We start from the raw sequence: 17,517 nt of genomic DNA, 5'->3' as shown, positions 1-17,517 counted from the left end.
TAAGGAGAGCGAATGATTAAAATAATTTTAGGAAGTTTTGTTTTAGCATCATCAATTTTTGCAGTTGATTTACAATCAAGTGGTGTTGAAGTTACTTATAAAAATTCAAATGATGAAGATAAAACAATTACTATAAAAAGAGAAAAACCTGAAGAGTGCAAAGATGTAAAATTTGATCCAAAAACTGTTTATGGTGGAAAAGGTCAAGCAGCAGAAAATATAAATGCTAATTGTAAAAGATCATTTGTAACATATTTTGGAAAAATTTCACCTATAAAATATTCTGACAAAGTAGAAACTTATGGTGAAGTTGAAGTTTTAGACTTTATTGAAAAAGCAAAAACAAATAAAAATATGATGCTTGTTGACTCAAGAACTGAAAATTGGTTTTATCATGAAACAATCCCAACAGCAGTAAATGTTCCATATATTTATTTAAAACAATCTCAATATCCTGATGAATTTGAAGAATATTTAGGAATATTAGGAGTAAAAAAAGTAGATGGAAAATATGATTTTTCAAATGCTAAAGAAATCTTAATGTTTTGTAATGGAGCTTGGTGTGGACAATCACCTGAATCTATGAAAGCATTGACAGCTATTGGTTATCCTGAAGAAAAACTAAAATGGTACAGAGGTGGAATGCAATCTTGGTTAAGCTTTGGGCTTACTACTGTAAAACCTTAATAAAATTGGAGTTTTCTCCAATTTTATTCAAAAATTCTTTCAAATATTTCAACTAAACTTTCATCTATTTTTTCAAATTTTGATTCTTTTTTCATCAATTCTATAGCACCTAAATGATTATATGAATTTCTGTAAACTCTATCTTCTCTCAATGAATTATATATTACTAAACAGGCTAATAACCTATCTTTTAGACTTAAATCTTTACCATCCAAACTATAAATATATCCACTTCCATCTAATCTTTCTTGTACTTTTATAGACAAAGATAAAATATCATTAAATCCCATAATTGAACCTAATATTCTTTTTGTGTGATATGGATATGATTTTATTATTTCAAACTCTTCAAAAGACAATTTCTCTTTTTTATTTAAGATAGAACTTGGTATCAACATCTTTCCTATATTTTGTAAAGATGTTGCTATTAAAAATATTTGTTTATCTTTATGTTCAAAATTAAATTCATCAGCTATTTTTGAAGCTCTTTGTATGATTATCGAATTTTTATTCTCTAGCTTATGAAAAATTGTTGTCAGATTTAAAATTTCTTCAAAATCTAAAACAGTAGTAAAGTCATGTAAAGATGAATAAATATACATCAAAATCTCATTTTCATATTGTAAATCCAACCAAAAAGATATTTGCGATGAAACAAATAAAAAATTATCTATTAAATCTTTTGAAAAATTTTCTTTATTCTCTTTTGCAAATTCTATTGCTTTAAATCTATTTTCTATTTGATTATTTCCCAAATTAAACATCTTGTCTAATTTTGAAGAAAATTCAATAATTTCTTTTATCAAACTATCTTCTAAAAACTCTTTTGTATTTAAAAAAGGAATTTTTTCTAACTCTTTTTTTTCTAAATTATAAATCAATGATAAAGAACATAAATCTGCCATCATTTTAGGTTCAAGATTAAATTTTGCACCTAAATTTAAAGCTATATATGTAACTCTTTTAAAATGATTTAATGCTGTTCCCTCTAAATCAAACTCTTTATAATCTAAAACTGCACTCATTGATAAAAGGAAATTATTTAGGTTAAATGCCATTTGTTTTTTCTTATCCATATCCATCCTATTTGATTAAAATTAAAACTATTACTTATATAAAAGTGATATTACAATATAATTTTTGATTATAAAATAAAAAAGGAGTTTTATGTTTAAAAATATTCTATTTTCACTTTTACTATCAATATATGCTTTTGCATTTGATTATAATTTAAAACCTATAAAAGTATCTTCTGATATTTGGTGTTTTTTTGGAAAACTTGAAGCACCAACAAAAGAAAATGGTGGATTTATGTCAAATAGTTGTTATATTAAAACAAATAAAAGTTATGTTTTAATCGATTCAGGAGCTAGTTATGATTTTGCAAATCAAGCTTATAAAGCTATGGAAAAAATAGAAAAACTACCAGTTAATACAGTAATTACAACACATAGTCATGATGACCATTGGTTAGGAAATAATTTTTACAAAGAAAAATTTAATGCAAAAATTTATGGTCCAGCTCTTATAAATAAAGAATTTAATACAAATTCAGAAATAAGAGGAGTAAAAGTCCTTTCAGAAGAGAATAAAAAAAATACAAAATTTGTAGCTATTGATGAAATCATAAATGAAACTAAAACTTTAAATATAGATGGTAAAGAAATAATAGTTATTCCAACTGGAGTAAAAGCTCATACATCAGATGATTTATTTGTTTATTTGCCAAATGATAAAGTTTTATTTTCAGGTGATATTGTGATGAATGGAAGAGTTACATCAAATAGAGATGGTTCTGTTATTGGTTCATTAAAAGCTCTTGAGATGATAAATTCAAAAAAATGGGATGTTTTAGTGCCTGGTCATGGAGTTGATACTTCAAAAACAGCAGCAGATGAAACAATAAAATATTTTACTTTATTAAAACAAAGAGTTCTTGAAGCTATTGAAAATGAAGTTACAGGAAATGATATAACAAAAATTGTAACAATGGATGAATACAAAAACAAAGCTTTATACGATGAATTAAATAGTAAAAATGTTTTTGATGCATTTAGAGAATTAGAATTTTACGAGGAGAATTAATCTCCTCTTTTCTTTCTTGTTTCACTATGTGAAACTAAAAAAAACTAACTTTTAAATAAATATTATTTTAATACAACTTCCTATAAAATCTTTGCTAATTTAAAAATTTAAGGAGAACTTATGTCAAAAAAAATTTTAATATTAGCTGGTGATTTTGTAGAAGATTATGAACTTATGGTTCCTTTTCAATGTCTAAAAATGTTAGGTTATAGTGTTGATGTTGTTTGTCCTAATAAAAAAGCAAATGAGCAAATAAAAACTGCAATTCATGATTTTGAGGGTGACCAAACTTATACAGAAAAACCAGGTCATAACTTCACTTTAAATGCTTCATTTGATGAAGTTGATGAATCAACTTATGATGCACTACTTATTCCTGGTGGTAGAGCTCCTGAATATATTAGATTAAATCCTAGAGTTATTGAAATTGTTCAAAATTTCAACAAAGCTAATAAACCAATTGCATCTGTTTGCCATGGTATTTTAGTTTTAGCAGCTGCTGGAATTATCGCAAATAAAACTTGTTCTTGTTATCCAGCTTGTGCACCTGATGTTGGTTTAAGTGGTGGTAAATGGGCAGATATTGGATTTGAAAGTGCAATAGTTGATGGAAACTTAGTTACAGCTGCTGCTTGGCCTGCACATCCTGAATGGTTAGCAAAATTTAATGAGTTATTAACAAAATAATTTTATGCCAAATCAATTAAAATCTTTATCGAAGGGTTTAAATGTTTATAGGTTTATCATAGATTATGGTAAACCTATTTTAGCTGTTACTTTATGTGAAAAATTAAATATTGACAAAAGTACTATGTCTAGAATCTTAAAAACCCTAAAAGAAGAAGATTTTATCTCATATTTGGAAAATTCAAATGAAATCATTGCAAATGATTTATCTAATAAAACAAATCAATCTACAAAAATTGAACTACTTATAAAAGCAACTAAATTTTTACTTGAAGAAATCTCTACAAAAACAAATGAATGTGCATATTTAGGTATTTTTGATGATTATAAAATCTCTTATATAAATCAAATTGATTTATCAAATCAAAAATTAAAAACTAGAAATAACATAGGTATTAAAACAAATCTACATACAAGTGCTTTAGGAAAATCTATTTTAGCTTTTGGTAATTATGATTTAGAAAAAATTAAATTTAATCAATATACAACAAACACTATTACAGATATAAAAACACTAAACAATGAATTAAGTATGATAAAAAACAAAGGTTTTGCTATTGATAATAAAGAGTACCAAGATGGAATGTCTTGTGTTGCTGTTCCACTTTTTAATAAAGAAAATATTTTAATAGGTGCAGTTGGAATATCAGGAAATTCATCTAGATTAAAAGATAATAAACTAAATGAAATTGGAGAACTTATCTCAGATATTGTCTCAAAATATTCAATAGTTTATTAACTTTTATTTTATTTAGTCTGCAACAATTTCTTCTATTGCATCTTTTGATTCAGTTGTCATATCTAAATCGATATGTGGTGCATCTACTGCTTCCACAAGTTTTACATCAAAACCTTTTTCTTTTGCTAATTTATAGAAATCTTTTGTAACTTCTGGTTTTGAAATATCATCTGCTGTTCCATAAACAAGTACAAACTTAGTATTTTTAGATACATTATCTAAAACATCAACAATTGAAATCAAACCTTTTTCTTTACTTTTTTCATGTACATTATAAACTCCACCAGCACAAACAATATTGTTTATTAAATCAGGTTTTACTCCAGTTAAAGTTGCACCCATCATACAACCAGCACTATGACCTATATATGTAAGTTTATTTGCTTGATATTTTTCTTTTAAAGCTTCAACTAATGAACCTAAAAATTCAACATACTCTTTTTTAGCAGCTAAATTTTCTACACCATCATGAGATAATGAAGTAAATTTATTTGTAGAACTTCCTGAATATCCCGGAAGTGCAACTGCAATTGTTGTTATATCTGTTCTCATTGCTAAATCTTCTGCAAAAGGAGCATAACGAGCAAGGGTATCAGTTCCATCTTTCCAAGTTCCATGAACTATGATATTTAAAGCACCTTCTTCTTCACCTGAAAATTTTTTATATTGGATACATTCATTTCCTGCAAATATAAAATTTTCACCTTTTTTAGAACATTCATCTTCTGTGATTTTTGCTGCATTCAAAGACAAATTTGAAACCAAAAGTAAACTTGATAATATTAAAGCTTTTTTAAACATTTTATTCTCCTTTGTTTTAATAAGCAGTTATTCCAATATATCCTGCTTGTTGTTTTTCAATCACTTCTACAATTCCTGCTTGAGTATATGAAATTCCATCAATAAAATCTTTTTCTGTCCATTTCATTGTTTCCATAGTATTTCTACAAGCTACAAATTCTACGTCATATTCCATCAAAGATTTTACTCTATTTAATGTATTTGGATCATAATCTTTTTTTAAAACTCTCAAACCTTTTCCATAAGCAACAACAACGATTTTTAAACTCTCAGCTGGATACTCTTTTAAAATATTATACATAGATCCTATAGTATGATTTACCGTTTCTAAGTCACCAACATATAATGAATAAACAACTTTTCTTGGATTTTCAAAAGTTGGTTGAGGGTCACTGAAATTTGATTGTGCAAAACTAAATATTGACAATAATAAAACTAATAAAATTTTTTTAATCATTTTTATCCTTTATTTTTGCTTCCATATCTTTTGATACGAAACCACTTTTTATTATCTTACAATAAAGTCCCCTATGCGCTTTTAATAATTGTGGCAAATTTTTATCAAAAACACTTAAATGATTACAAACGGTACAAATTTGTGTAATTTCTATTATAGCTTCACCAATTATCAAACGTGTTCCCACTTCTAAATCATGTGGGTCAAAATTCAATAAAATATTTTCACCTAAACTTCCAAACTCTAAATTTATACCTTCTTCAAGTGCAATTTCATAAGATTTTAATCCAACTATCATAACTGTTTGATCAAGCTTCTTTCCAGCAAATTTATCATTTTCTATTCCAAAATCTTTTATAAGATTTAACTCTTTTACTTTTGGTCTTGGTAATCCACTTGACTCTTTTGTTGCACTAAAAGTTGCTAGTACTTTTCCTAACTCTTTCATCTTATTTTATATTCTCTTTTAAAATTTCTAAAAAATCATTTTTTACCCAAGCCCCAGGATATTGTTTTTCAAAAATTCCTTCTTTTGAAAGAACAAAAAAACTAGGAGTTATTTTTTTATACTCTTTTTGTAAACCAAAAGGTAAAGATGATTCATCCATATCATTTTTTACAAAAATATAATTTTTATCTATCTCTTTTTTTATTTCATTTAAACTCAAAACATCTCTATCCATTCTTTTACAAAAAAAACAAGATTTTGATGTAGCATAAACCATTATTTTTTTATTCTCTTTTTTTGCTTTTTCTAAAATATTTTTTTCATCAATAGTTGAAGCAAATTTTTTTACTTCTGTATCTTTTACATTATCATTATATTTCATAAAATAAATTGTTAAATTTTTATAATCTTCCTCTGATAATTGACCTTTCATACTTTGTTTAGTTTCATAAAAAGATAAAATATGATCATCACAAATAGAATTAAATCTATCAGGATTTTCTAAATATGATTTTAAATAACTCTCAATTTCTAACTCTTGCATTTCAACATCAGTTGAATCTCCTATTTTTTTAGGACTTTCCATGATTGCATATGCTATCATATTTACTGTTGGCGCTTTTAGATTTAATAATTTATTATTTTTTTCAAAAAAGTTCTCTTTTAAAGTATTTAAAGAGATAAAATCTTTATGGCAGGTTGCACATTTATTTTTAAAAATGCTTTCACCTTCTTTAAAATCAGCAAATAAACTTATCACTAAAAAAAATGTATAAAATAAAATTTTTATCAAAATAAAATCCTTTTCAACTTAAGAAATATTTCAATGAAATATCTATTAAATTGAAAAAAGTATAAAGAGTATCTTTATACTTTTTCTTTAGAAATTAGATAATTCCAGGATTACCTTTAACTCCAATAATATCAGGCGTATCAACTTTGATATTACTAATATGTTTTACATTTTTTAAGTAAGTTTCAACTGTTTCCCAAACAGGTTCACCCTCACTTTGAGCTCCAACAGTTGACCAACCAGCAACTTTATATGCTTTTGAAGCATCAAGTTTTTCACCAGTTTTTGTAAGAACAATGTCAGAAATTCTTTCACCCATTTTTGCTTTTGGATTTATTTTATAAGAAATTCCACCAGTTCTTACCATATCTCCACCTTGTTGATAGAATGGATCTTCATTAAATAAGTTATCTGCAACATCTTCTAAAATAGCTTTAATATCTGTTCCTTTTATATCTCTTGCATAAGTTTCTGGATATGTCATAGCTGTTTGTGTCATTAAATCATCAAATGTGATTGCTTGACCTGGCATAACTGAAGTTCCCCATCTAAATCCAGGTGATAATGAAATTTGTGCTTCTTTTACTTCTAAAAGTGCATCACAAATAATTTGATCCCAAGAACCATTGAAGTTTCCTCTTCTAAACAAAGTTTGCTCAGTTGTTGCTATTTCTCTTGTAAGTTCTTTTAAGTATGGAAGTCTTACATCTTCGATGTATTTTTTCATATCTTTATCTTCAGTTATTAAATCAGAGAAGATTGGTAATAAAGTAAATTTAAAATCTTTAATTTTTCCATTTTGAATATCTAAATCTAAAACATTTAAGAATTTACCATTTGATCCTGCATTACAAACATAAGTTGTACCAGTTGCATTTTTAACAGGAACTGCTTCAGGAACACCATCATGAGTATGTCCACCCATAATAAAATCTATTCCACTTACAACTTCTGCCATTTTTTTATCAGTATCAAATCCGTTGTGAGATAATACGATAATTGCATCAGGTTTTTCTTCTTCTTTAATTTTGTTTACAATTTCTTGCATATTGTCATCTTTAATACCAAAAGTCCAATCAGGGATAAATCTTTGTGGATTTGCAATAGTTGTATATGGGAAAGCTTGACCAATAATAGCAACTCTTGCTTTTCCTAATTGTTTGATTGTATAAGGTTTAAATGCTAATCCACTATCTTCATCATAAGCTTCAACACCATTCATTAAAGAATCTTCTTTAACAAAAATATTTTGAGCTAAGAACTCTGCATTTAATGCTTTTACATTTTCTAAAACTTCTTCAGCTTTATATGTAAATTCCCAGTGTCCAACAGCAACATCAACACCAAGTAAATTCATAGCACCAACCATGTCTTTCCCTCTTGTCCAAAGTGCTGTTGCTGTTCCTTGCCAAGTATCTCCACCATCTAATAAAAGAGTTTTTTCTTTACCAAAACTATCTCTTAAAAAATCTACAACTGTTTTAATTTGAGAAAAACCACCTGTTCTTCCCATAACTTTTGCGTGTTCTTCAAAATTTACACATGAGTATGCATACTCTAATCTTTTATTACCTTTTATTCCATAATAATCAAGTAATTTTTCACCAACAATATGAGGTGGTTTTCCAAAATTACTAAAGAAACCTAAATTAACACTTGGTTCTCTAAAATATACTGGAAGTAATTGTGCATGAGAATCTGTCATATGTAATAATCTTGCATTACCAAACGGTTTTAATTTATAATAATCTTCTAACTTTTTTGTTGTCTCTACCATTCTTGTATGTGAATTTGCAAATACAGGGGCAGCACCAAGTACAGCCATCATATAAACAAATTCTCTTCTACTTAATTTACTCATTTTGTTACCTTATTTATAATTAATATACATAAATATGAACTCGAAAAAAAGCTCAAATTTATATAGAAATATCTATTTATTGTAAATTTACTCATTTTTCAGAAATAAAAAAAGCCAAGAGTTAAATCTTGACTTTTTTAAAACAAATATTAATCTTAATATTAATATTTATATTCGTCACTTGGACTAGCCAATTTCCAAGTTGTTTTTGCTTCTTCTTCTTGTGTTAATGCACTAATTGCAAAAGAACAAGCTCTCCAAGCAGCAAACTCAATTGGAGCTTCACTTGTTTTTTTACCTTTTGCATCAACAATATCGATAGTTTTTGCTCCACTTTTTAAAGCACTATTTACAGCATCAATATATTGACTAGCTTTCATTCCAAGTCTCATAAATTCAACTTTGTGTTTTACAGCTATTTCATTGTATTTTGCAGCTGTTTCTATAACTTTTTCTATACCATTAGCTTGAACATTACACTCTTTTTTAACATCTAATTTAGATATTTCAGAAGCTGATGCGTTTACTAATCCAGAAGTTAATAATGCTGTAACTGTTGCGAATTTTAAAATTGTTTTTTTCATAATATTCACCTTTATTATTTTCTTATATCTGGACCATCAATTGCCATACCATTTGACATATATGCCATAAAGTAAATTAGTTGTTTCATTTGTGTACTTTCATCTTTTGGTGGAACTTGTCCTTGATCTACAACACAACCTGACAATCTTCTTTCTAGTGTACCTAAATCTCCCCATTTCAATCTATGTACTGGGAATTGAGTTATTTGTCCTGTTAATGTAGAAAGTTTTTCATTTCTAACTCTTAATCCTGAACCTTGAACGTGACAAGTTGCACAAGACATTTTTAAATAACCTCTTTGAGAATAATAAAATTCTTTTCCTGCTTCATATGCTTTTTTAGCTGCTTCATTTTGAATTTTTATATCAAATTTTTTACCAGCTTCTGTAGTTGCATTTACTAAATAAGCTTGAATATTTGCCATATCACCTTTTTGCGTATTAAACTCTTTTTCTCCATTGTCTCTTAAGCAATCATTAACCGCAGATGTTAAAGAAACAACATCTTTTTTCTTTTCATCATAATATGGATATAAGTTTGCAATTGCAGGATCTGGGAAACAAGTTGCAAATGAATTACCGTTTGCAAATTTTTTGTTATATAACTCTTCTCCAGCATCAATAGCATCTTCATAAGGTGGCATTTCTTTGATTGCTTCATATTGAGATTTTGCATCTTTTGAAAATGCATAAGTTCCAATATTAAAATCATTATGTTTTAGATTTTTAGCATAATCATTTTTTAATTCTTCATCTGTTGAATATGGAAAGAATCTATTTTTCTCTTTTTCTGGATCAGCAAATTTAGTCTCAAAATATTTAATTAACGCAATTCTATCTTTTTCAGCCCCAGCATTAAAATCAGCAGCATTTAAAGAATATGCTGCTAATGCTAAAAGAGCTGTTGACTTAGCAATTTTTGATAACATGGTATCTCTCCTTTTTGATTAATTACTAAAAAAGTAATTATTTAATTTTCTCACTACTTACGTCTGTGTTACCTTTTAAATCTTTCCATGTTAACTCAACTACATCACCTGCATTTGCACCTGTAAATGAGAATTTTAAATAAGGATCTTTTGATAAGAATTGAGAAGTTGATGCTTCATATACAACTTTATCTCCAACTTTTGCAACTACATAAGTAATAAAGTTTGCTTCTTTTTTTGCTCTTTCAGCTTCTTGATAACTTAACATTGGATGACTTGCTAATGCTTTTACTTCAATAACACCATTTTTTAATTTTGCTTTAATTTTTGTAGTACCTGCCATTTTAATTTCCTTTTCTTTTTTATTTTTTACTTAATTAAATTATTCAATAGATTTTAGTTGAACTAAATCAACCACCACATCCACCAATTGTAACTTTTACTAATTTAGAAACTGAATGTAATTTTCCTTCTGCTTCTGCAATAACTGTAACTGTTCCTGTTTTTGCCATTTTAATTCTGATTGCATAATCAGCAACACTAAATTCATTTAAACTAAATACTGCAACAGCACTTTCAGGATTTGCATCTTGGAATACAGCAATTTTAGTAGCTTTTAAATCTGTTGAGAAAGAAACAGGAATAACTGCTCCATTTTCTGCAATATCAGGTGCACTTAAATTAACTCCACCTTCAACAGTTGCAGTTGTACCGAAAATTTCTTTTACTGCTTCATCAACTTTTGTTGCTGTCCAAGCTTTTGGTTTTGTTTCTCTAAAATCAACTGCACTTAACTTACCAGGAATTGCTGCGATTGCAATAGCTCCTAATCCTAATCCTAAAAAATTTCTTCTATTAATCATCTTTTTTCTTCCTTTTTATTAATTTATTGTTTTTAAATAAGCAACTACTGCTTTAATTTCTTCATCACTTAGCCAACCATTTTTACCAAATGCAGGCATTGCAGAAATTGGATTTGAAACATATGGATCAAAAATTTTATCATATAATGCTTCTTCTGGCCATGCAGATAGATACTGTAAAACAGGTCCCATACTTCCTGGTCCATCAACAGTTTTTCCATTTATAGCATGACAAGCTAGACAATTTCCTTGAGTATTAGTCATAAAGATTTTTTCACCTTTTTTAACTAATTCAGAATCAGATGCAAAACTACTTACTGCAACAACTCCACTTATAGCTGCTGCTGTTAATAAACTCTTGATTACATTCATAGCATTCTCCTTTGTTATTTACTAGAATTAATCATATAATCGATTACTTCTTTAATTTTTTCATCACTAAGGTCTGTTCCACCTTTAGGAGGCATAGCATTTATACCATTTATTGCATTATGATATACTTTATCAATTCCTTTTTCAGTAACCTTAGCCCAAGCATTTTTATCTCCAACTACAGGTGCTCCAATTGCAGCATTTCCATGACAAGCAGAACAACTAGCTTCATAATCGGCTTGACCAGGTTGTACTGAATTATCTTCAACTTTTGGTAAACTTCTTTCAACAGACATTGGTTGATTTGCATTTGCTGTTAAATCAAAATTTATTTTCATTAAAAGATTATTTGTATCTTCTTTTATACAATCTTTCATACATCTTGTACCTGTTCCATAAATTTTTGGATCAGACAATAATGCTGTCATATTTTTTACACCATCTCTTGGATCTTTTGTATCAACTTCAGGATAGAAACCATCATGATTTGGCATAACAACTTTCATTAATTTTTCTTTGTCTAATACATATTCATCTTCAAGTTCTTCACCATCAATAGTAATATTATTTACAGATAATAAATATGCTGTAATTGCATAAGTTTCACTATTTGTTAAAGTTTTTGGATGAGGGAAAGGCATAGAATCTTGAACATACCAATATAATGTTGTTGCATAAGGCCAATATGAACCAATTGTTCTAACTGGTGTATCAGGATTTGGATGTTCATCTGCTGGATTTAATCTTTGAATTTTTAAAGATTCTTTTGAACCTCCAGCTAAAGTAGGATAACCTTTACCACCTGAACCAAAATCACCATGACACATAGCACATTGAGCATCATAAAGTTCATTTCCAAGTTCTACAGAACCTTCAGCTTTTTTAGGTTTTCCATCATCACCAAGAACAACTTCACCCTCTTTCATATCATATTCAGGTAAACCAGTCCCGTCAGGTCTTACGTCAACATTCCAAACTTTAATCTCTTTTTCAGTAGCAACTCTTCCAATATTTGAATCTTTAACTTTTTGTGTATTCACATAATATGAAGAATATTTTCCATCTTTTAATGGATATTTTACTGCCCCATCAACAGATGTTTCTTTTGTTGCTGCAAATGCTGAAGTTGCTAATAAAGTTGATAAACTAACACTAAGAAGAGTAGTTTTAAGCTTTTTTGTGTTTTCTAATTTGAACATTATTACACTCTCCTTTTTCAGTAATTTCCCAAGTAACAATAGCATTTCTATGATATACAGATTCTACACCAACAGCAGAAGTTTCTTGGTCGATTGTAGGTTGAATATTTCCAAAATCATCATAAGATCTACTTGCTAACAATAAAGGTTTTCCATCCCATCTAAATACGTAACTAAATCTTGTCCAAGATTTTGGTAATACTAAACCTTTAAGTTTAGCTTCAACCCAATTATCTCCACCATCAAAAGAGATATCAACACCTTTGATTGTTCCATGACCAGACCAAGCTAGACCTTCAATCTCTACTAACTCACCTTTTTTCAAGTTTCTCCATGGTTTCTCAGGACATGGGCTAGTAATTACTGAATTAACTTCATTTACCCAAAAATATCTGATAGCTTTTCCAGATTTTTGAAGCATTGTATATTTAGAAGTCTCTTCTTTTGAATGCCAAGGTTTATCACTAAATTCTAATCTTCTTAACCATTTAGTATTTAAGTTACCTTCCCATCCTGGAACAATTAATCTTACAGGATAACCTTGTTCAGGTCTTAGTGCTTCACCATTTTGAGCCCAAACAACCATTACATCATCAAGTGCTTTTTCAACAGGAATTGTTCTTGGATTTGAAGCATTATCACTTCCTTCAGCTAACATCCAAACAGCATCTTTTTCTAAACCTAAGTCATCTAAAATAGTTTTTAACATAACTCCAGTCCATTGAGCTGCACTCATAAGACCTTTCATAAATTGTAAACTGTTAAATTGAGGTCCTCTCCATTCTGGACTTCCATTTGCAGGACATTCTATAAAATAAATTCTTGTTTCACTTGGATATTTTTTTAAATCATCTAAAGTTAAAACTATCTCTTTTTTAACTTTTCCATGAATCATTAATCTCCACTCATTTGGATCAACATGAGCTGTTCCTCCATGATCTCTTGTAAAAAACAGACCATTTGGTGTAATAATTCCTTCTGATTCATGAATTGGACACATAGATACAGAAGCATAAGCATCTCCTGATGAGAATAAATCATGAGTTCTTCTAATATTATTGTGTTCATAAGGTGATGGGATACCATATAAATTTTTATCTACTGGATCTCCTAATTTTTGCCCCCAAGGTGCATCATTTATTATTGCAGGGTCATCTGCTCTTGCAGACAATGGCGATAAAACTGATGCAGCACTTAAGGCTCCAGCAGAATAAATAGCAGTTTTTCTAAAAAAATCTCTTCTACTTGTAACTTCAGTAGTAATAGAATTTTCTTTTATTTCTAAAACTTCGCTTTTTTTCAACTTAACCTCCTATAAAATTTGACATTATTATAAATATTCTTTATCGAGCCAATTATAGGTTTTAAAAGTTAAAATAAAACTTAAAGTATTAATTTATCTTATATAATAATTTAAAAAAATATATCTTTGTAGCATTTAAATAGCACGAATAATTGGGGGTTATAGGAGATATTTATTTTAGTTATAATACAAACAAATAGTGAATAAGTATTCATATTTATTTGTAATATTACTTAAATATTTTAAGTATTTTGATTAAATAATTTATATAATTTTCTAATGAAAATCATTAAAAAAAGTCCATCTATCATACTTGCAATTATGAAAGAAAAATACTCAGATTGAGTTATTAATCCATAGTTAAATGAAAGCATTGCAATTGCAACCATAAAAGTTAAAGGCATAGAATCACTTAGAGCAAAAAGTGTAGTTTGTTTAAACTTTAGATACTTAAAAAAAGACAAATATGAACTAATAAGTCTTATCATAATAATTGCGCACATAATAAAAATTGCATGCTTTAAAATATCAAAAGTTATCATATCAAGCTTTACTGTTGAACCAGTATAAATAAAGAAAATGGGAACGAAAAAACCAAAACCAAAAGATTCAATTTTTTCAAGAAGTTCATGTTTTTGATTAAAAAACATTTTAAAGAATAGACCTGCTGTAAAAGCTCCTAATACAACATCAATTTTTAATACAAGCATTATTGCAACTAAAATTAATAAACTAGAGATAGAAAAACGAATGTCTTGATTATATCTGTCATGTTGTGAATCAGGAATTAAAAAATTTTTTAATTCAGGAAACCACCAAAACAAAATATATGAAATTCTTAAACCTAAAATACTAACTACAATTACACTAAATATTGTCAATAGAGAAAGAAAAAATTGAATATTAAAACCATACTCAATCCAACCACTAAATAAAGTAAGTGCTAAAATACTTATAACTTCACCAACAACACCTATTGATAAAGCAAGATTTAGCCAAGGTTCATTTTTTCCATACTCTTTTATAAGCATCATAATCATACCTAAAGAGAAAATTGGTAAAGCAACAAAATAAGTAACACCTAAGTTAAAAATCCAACAAACAAGACCTGAAATTGTATATAAAAATATAAAGTATAAAATAACATTTATAGCAAGAGTTGCTTTTATGATTTTTACAAGTTTTAGATTTATTTCAAGACCTGCTAAAAACATCAGATAAACAAAGCCAAATTTTGCAACAAGTTTTAATGTTTCATCATCATATAATAAGCCTAAATATCCTGCAAATAGACCTAAAAATATCTCAACTACAACTACTGGTGTTCTAGTTAATTTAGAGACTCCGGGAGAAATCATAATTATAGTACATACAGTTATGATTAAAAAAAATTTTTCCATTTTATTTCCAATGTAAATCTAATAAAACGGAGTATTTTATAACATTACTCTTGAATTTGAGATTCTTCGTCGTCTTTTATTTGCATACCTGCTTCTTTTAGAAATGGACTGGCTACAAATGTAAGTTTTTTCATCTTGTCATATTTTGCGTATGAAAGATATAAGATATCTTTTGCCCTTGTAACTGCAACGTAAAAAAGACGTCTTTCTTCTTCAATACTTCCACCTTTACTCATAAGTTTTCGATTTGGAAATCTTCCATCCATTAGATCTATTACATAAACTTCTTTAAACTCTAAACCTTTACTTGCATGAATTGAAAGTAGATTTACTCCATCACCTTCACTCATCTCACTTCCACCTAAAATCATAGAGTTTATAAATTTTGAAAGGTCGTTAAAATTTCTTGATAAATTTTTTAAAAGCATACCTTTTCTATTTATTTTCGCTAATGCTTTTGTTTTTTGCATAGGATTTATTGTTCCATCTTTTTGTGTTGCTCTTTTTGTAGATAAAAAATCTTTTAACTTAGAATATGCCATAGAAGATATGATATTTCCAACCAATGTCTCTGGATTTTTTGTTCTTCTTAAATGTTTCATTAATAAATAAATATCATAAAGATATTTTCCTCCATCAACATTTAATTTTGGATGTTTTAGTATTGGATTTCCTAAAAATGCCTCTTCAAAATTACAATCTTTAAATTTTGAAACTGAACCTAACTCTATAAAATCATCAAAAAGACCTAATTGCTGATTTTTGATTTTTCCTGTTTCATAAGGATTGTTTATATCACTTCTTGGTTGAAATAATCCTCTTAAAATATCTCCATCACCAAGCCTAATTAAAGCATCAAATACATCTTTTGCTATAGCTTTTCCAATACCTTTTCCATGCTCAACAACATGAATAAAAGCCATCATATCATTGTGAGAAAGTTGCATAACTAATACATCAAGTATAAATTTAACTTCAACAGAGTCAAAAAAACTCATTCCACCTTTTCGTTTAGCAGGAATGGAAAACTCTCTTAAATTTGCTTCAATACCATCTGCACTTGAATTATTTCTATATATTATTGCAATTTCATTATGTGGAGTTTCACTTTTTGAAATCAATTGTGAGATATATTCATATTGAGAGAAAAGCTCATTAAAAGCTAATAGTTTTGGTTTATGTTCTTCTTGAGTTCTTACAACTTCAAGTTTTTTTTCATAAACCCTTTCATTAAATTCAATAACTTTTGTTGCTAAATCTAAGATTGGTTTTGTTGAACGATAATTTTTTCTAAGAGTAAATACTTTTGCATTTTCATATCTTTTTGCAAAAGTTGAAATAATTCCAATATCAGAACCATTAAAAGCATAAATACTTTGATCATAATCACCTACACAAAATAGTGATTTTGGTCTAAATCCATCAAGTAATCTTCCTTGAAGTGGATTTGTATCTTGATACTCGTCTACTAAAATCTCTTTAAAATCAAACTCTTTTTCTTTTAAAGTTTCAAGCATAAGTGTTAGTAAATCATCAAAATTTGCATAACCATATTTTGTTTTCAATTCATGAAATTCAGCAACTACATCTTCATAAATTAAAGTATAAATTTCATGACTAGCATTTTTTGATTTTATCCATGAAGCAAAATCTTCACCATCATTTGAATTTAGATATAAAGAGTACATATCATACAAATATCCACCATCATATGGATTTGCTTCATCATTTCTTTCCATAAAAACTCTTTTTTCATAAATAGATTTAAATAAAGTTTTTAATTCATTTGGCTGTTTTAAAGTAATATTTACATTTAGTTCTTTTAAAAGTTTATAAGAAACAGAGTGAAAAGTTCCTGCCATTATTTGTTTTGCGATATCTTTTCCAAAAAATTTAGCAACCCTTGCTACCATTTCAGCTGCTGCTTTATTTGTAAAAGTTAAAAGTAATATTTGATTTGGTTTAACACCATTGTTTATTAAATTTGCAATTCTCCCAACTATAGTAGAAGTTTTTCCTGTCCCAGCACTTGCAATAATTAGATTAAAACCATAAGGACAAGTTGCCGCTTCTAGTTGTTCTTGATTTAGATTTGATAAAGGCATTGGATTTAGTTATTTGTATTTTGTAAAAGTGTAATCATTTCGAAATAGTATCATAAAAGATTTAAGAAAGATTGAAATAAAAAAAGGATGCCCAGGGGAGACATCCTTCTTTACACAAGGAAACATAAAAAATTATCTATTTAAGAAATCTTATCTTAAAAAATACTCATATAAATAAGTCGCTGCGTCAACTTATCTATAGAG

General features: G+C 27.8%; 19 protein-coding genes. 4 read left to right on the top strand and 15 right to left on the bottom strand.

Annotated elements, in window-relative coordinates:
- Positions 1-12: 12 nt before the first annotated feature.
- On the top strand, positions 13-687 hold the full coding sequence (locus ADFLV_RS03575; RefSeq protein ID WP_014473416.1) for a rhodanese-like domain-containing protein: 675 nt from the start codon (positions 13-15) through the stop codon (positions 685-687).
- A gap of 23 nt (positions 688-710) precedes the next feature.
- Here ADFLV_RS03575 and ADFLV_RS03570 read toward each other — a convergent pair whose 3' ends face one another.
- The gene (locus ADFLV_RS03570; protein ID WP_129010514.1) at positions 711-1,763 is read right to left on the bottom strand and encodes an HD-GYP domain-containing protein; all 1,053 of its coding nucleotides are present in this window, start codon (positions 1,761-1,763) and stop codon (positions 711-713) included.
- A 91-nt stretch (positions 1,764-1,854) separates the two neighbouring features.
- Here ADFLV_RS03570 and ADFLV_RS03565 point away from each other — a divergent pair, with 91 nt between their 5' ends.
- The 3 genes from ADFLV_RS03565 (at position 1,855) to ADFLV_RS03555 (ending at position 4,198) form a co-directional block, all read left to right on the top strand.
- Positions 1,855-2,772 (top strand): MBL fold metallo-hydrolase, encoded by a 918-nt coding sequence (locus ADFLV_RS03565; protein ID WP_129010513.1) that lies wholly within the window; start codon positions 1,855-1,857, stop codon positions 2,770-2,772.
- 120 nt (positions 2,773-2,892) lie between these two features.
- Positions 2,893-3,459 (top strand): DJ-1/PfpI family protein, encoded by a 567-nt coding sequence (locus ADFLV_RS03560; protein ID WP_129010512.1) that lies wholly within the window; start codon positions 2,893-2,895, stop codon positions 3,457-3,459.
- A gap of 4 nt (positions 3,460-3,463) precedes the next feature.
- Complete coding sequence (locus ADFLV_RS03555) at positions 3,464-4,198, top strand: IclR family transcriptional regulator (protein WP_014473412.1); 735 nt, start codon at positions 3,464-3,466, stop codon at positions 4,196-4,198.
- A 12-nt stretch (positions 4,199-4,210) separates the two neighbouring features.
- Here ADFLV_RS03555 and ADFLV_RS03550 read toward each other — a convergent pair whose 3' ends face one another.
- The 14 genes from ADFLV_RS03550 to ADFLV_RS03485 form a co-directional block, all read right to left on the bottom strand.
- Positions 4,211-4,999, bottom strand: coding sequence for an alpha/beta fold hydrolase (locus ADFLV_RS03550; protein ID WP_129010511.1), 789 nt, complete (start codon positions 4,997-4,999; stop codon positions 4,211-4,213).
- 16 nt (positions 5,000-5,015) lie between these two features.
- On the bottom strand, positions 5,016-5,456 hold the full coding sequence (locus ADFLV_RS03545) for a DsrE family protein (protein WP_129010510.1): 441 nt from the start codon (positions 5,454-5,456) through the stop codon (positions 5,016-5,018).
- Positions 5,449-5,904, bottom strand: coding sequence for an MOSC domain-containing protein (locus ADFLV_RS03540; RefSeq protein ID WP_129010509.1), 456 nt, complete (start codon positions 5,902-5,904; stop codon positions 5,449-5,451). The genes ADFLV_RS03545 and ADFLV_RS03540 overlap by 8 nt, the downstream gene beginning before the upstream one ends.
- Position 5,905: 1 nt before the next feature.
- Positions 5,906-6,697, bottom strand: a complete 792-nt coding sequence (locus ADFLV_RS03535; protein ID WP_014473408.1) for a thioredoxin fold domain-containing protein — start codon at positions 6,695-6,697, stop codon at positions 5,906-5,908.
- Positions 6,698-6,791: 94 nt separating this feature from the next.
- The gene (gene soxB, locus ADFLV_RS03530; protein WP_014473407.1) at positions 6,792-8,558 is read right to left on the bottom strand and encodes a thiosulfohydrolase SoxB; all 1,767 of its coding nucleotides are present in this window, start codon (positions 8,556-8,558) and stop codon (positions 6,792-6,794) included.
- Positions 8,559-8,719: 161 nt separating this feature from the next.
- The gene (locus tag ADFLV_RS03525; protein WP_014473406.1) at positions 8,720-9,142 is read right to left on the bottom strand and encodes a hypothetical protein; all 423 of its coding nucleotides are present in this window, start codon (positions 9,140-9,142) and stop codon (positions 8,720-8,722) included.
- 14 nt (positions 9,143-9,156) lie between these two features.
- Complete coding sequence (gene soxA / locus ADFLV_RS03520; protein WP_129010508.1) at positions 9,157-10,071, bottom strand: sulfur oxidation c-type cytochrome SoxA; 915 nt, start codon at positions 10,069-10,071, stop codon at positions 9,157-9,159.
- 37 nt (positions 10,072-10,108) lie between these two features.
- On the bottom strand, positions 10,109-10,414 hold the full coding sequence (soxZ, locus tag ADFLV_RS03515; RefSeq protein WP_014473404.1) for a thiosulfate oxidation carrier complex protein SoxZ: 306 nt from the start codon (positions 10,412-10,414) through the stop codon (positions 10,109-10,111).
- Positions 10,415-10,481: 67 nt separating this feature from the next.
- Positions 10,482-10,934: a thiosulfate oxidation carrier protein SoxY gene (gene soxY, locus ADFLV_RS03510; protein ID WP_014473403.1), complete on the bottom strand. Its 453-nt coding sequence runs from the start codon at positions 10,932-10,934 to the stop codon at positions 10,482-10,484.
- 18 nt (positions 10,935-10,952) lie between these two features.
- Positions 10,953-11,306 (bottom strand): sulfur oxidation c-type cytochrome SoxX, encoded by a 354-nt coding sequence (gene soxX / locus ADFLV_RS03505; protein WP_014473402.1) that lies wholly within the window; start codon positions 11,304-11,306, stop codon positions 10,953-10,955.
- Between the two features lie 14 nt (positions 11,307-11,320).
- Positions 11,321-12,505, bottom strand: coding sequence for a c-type cytochrome (locus ADFLV_RS03500; protein WP_129010507.1), 1,185 nt, complete (start codon positions 12,503-12,505; stop codon positions 11,321-11,323).
- Positions 12,474-13,808 (bottom strand): sulfite dehydrogenase, encoded by a 1,335-nt coding sequence (gene soxC / locus ADFLV_RS03495; protein ID WP_129010506.1) that lies wholly within the window; start codon positions 13,806-13,808, stop codon positions 12,474-12,476. The genes ADFLV_RS03500 and soxC overlap by 32 nt, the downstream gene beginning before the upstream one ends.
- 242 nt (positions 13,809-14,050) lie before the next feature.
- On the bottom strand, positions 14,051-15,208 hold the full coding sequence (locus ADFLV_RS03490) for a cation:proton antiporter (protein ID WP_014473399.1): 1,158 nt from the start codon (positions 15,206-15,208) through the stop codon (positions 14,051-14,053).
- A gap of 44 nt (positions 15,209-15,252) precedes the next feature.
- Positions 15,253-17,313 carry an ATP-dependent helicase gene (locus ADFLV_RS03485; RefSeq protein WP_129010505.1) on the bottom strand — a complete coding sequence of 687 codons (2,061 nt, stop codon included), beginning with the start codon at positions 17,311-17,313 and terminating at the stop codon, positions 15,253-15,255.
- Between the last annotated feature and the right edge of the window lie 204 nt (positions 17,314-17,517).

Origin of the sequence: Arcobacter defluvii, assembly GCF_013201725.1 — a bacterium.
GTDB classification, from domain to species: Bacteria; Campylobacterota; Campylobacteria; order Campylobacterales; family Arcobacteraceae; genus Aliarcobacter; species Aliarcobacter defluvii.
Note: the sequence above shows the minus strand (reverse complement) of the source record. Positions and strands in the feature narration are given on the sequence as shown.

What these genes read in the sequence shown, in the direction of transcription:
- soxZ (WP_014473404.1), bottom strand. Translation starts at nt 10,414, where the DNA reads ATGGCAGGTACTACAAAAATTAAAGCAAAATTAAAAAATGGTGTTATT.
- ADFLV_RS03555 (WP_014473412.1), top strand. Translation starts at nt 3,464, where the DNA reads ATGCCAAATCAATTAAAATCTTTATCGAAGGGTTTAAATGTTTATAGG.
- ADFLV_RS03550 (WP_129010511.1), bottom strand. Translation starts at nt 4,999, where the DNA reads ATGTTTAAAAAAGCTTTAATATTATCAAGTTTACTTTTGGTTTCAAAT.
- ADFLV_RS03545 (WP_129010510.1), bottom strand. Translation starts at nt 5,456, where the DNA reads ATGATTAAAAAAATTTTATTAGTTTTATTATTGTCAATATTTAGTTTT.
- ADFLV_RS03485 (WP_129010505.1), bottom strand. Translation starts at nt 17,313, where the DNA reads ATGCCTTTATCAAATCTAAATCAAGAACAACTAGAAGCGGCAACTTGT.
- ADFLV_RS03565 (WP_129010513.1), top strand. Translation starts at nt 1,855, where the DNA reads ATGTTTAAAAATATTCTATTTTCACTTTTACTATCAATATATGCTTTT.
- soxB (WP_014473407.1), bottom strand. Translation starts at nt 8,558, where the DNA reads ATGAGTAAATTAAGTAGAAGAGAATTTGTTTATATGATGGCTGTACTT.
- ADFLV_RS03560 (WP_129010512.1), top strand. Translation starts at nt 2,893, where the DNA reads ATGTCAAAAAAAATTTTAATATTAGCTGGTGATTTTGTAGAAGATTAT.
- ADFLV_RS03570 (WP_129010514.1), bottom strand. Translation starts at nt 1,763, where the DNA reads ATGGATAAGAAAAAACAAATGGCATTTAACCTAAATAATTTCCTTTTA.
- soxY (WP_014473403.1), bottom strand. Translation starts at nt 10,934, where the DNA reads ATGATTAATAGAAGAAATTTTTTAGGATTAGGATTAGGAGCTATTGCA.
- soxX (WP_014473402.1), bottom strand. Translation starts at nt 11,306, where the DNA reads ATGAATGTAATCAAGAGTTTATTAACAGCAGCAGCTATAAGTGGAGTT.
- ADFLV_RS03575 (WP_014473416.1), top strand. Translation starts at nt 13, where the DNA reads ATGATTAAAATAATTTTAGGAAGTTTTGTTTTAGCATCATCAATTTTT.
- ADFLV_RS03540 (WP_129010509.1), bottom strand. Translation starts at nt 5,904, where the DNA reads ATGAAAGAGTTAGGAAAAGTACTAGCAACTTTTAGTGCAACAAAAGAG.
- soxA (WP_129010508.1), bottom strand. Translation starts at nt 10,071, where the DNA reads ATGTTATCAAAAATTGCTAAGTCAACAGCTCTTTTAGCATTAGCAGCA.
- ADFLV_RS03490 (WP_014473399.1), bottom strand. Translation starts at nt 15,208, where the DNA reads ATGGAAAAATTTTTTTTAATCATAACTGTATGTACTATAATTATGATT.
- ADFLV_RS03525 (WP_014473406.1), bottom strand. Translation starts at nt 9,142, where the DNA reads ATGAAAAAAACAATTTTAAAATTCGCAACAGTTACAGCATTATTAACT.
- ADFLV_RS03500 (WP_129010507.1), bottom strand. Translation starts at nt 12,505, where the DNA reads ATGTTCAAATTAGAAAACACAAAAAAGCTTAAAACTACTCTTCTTAGT.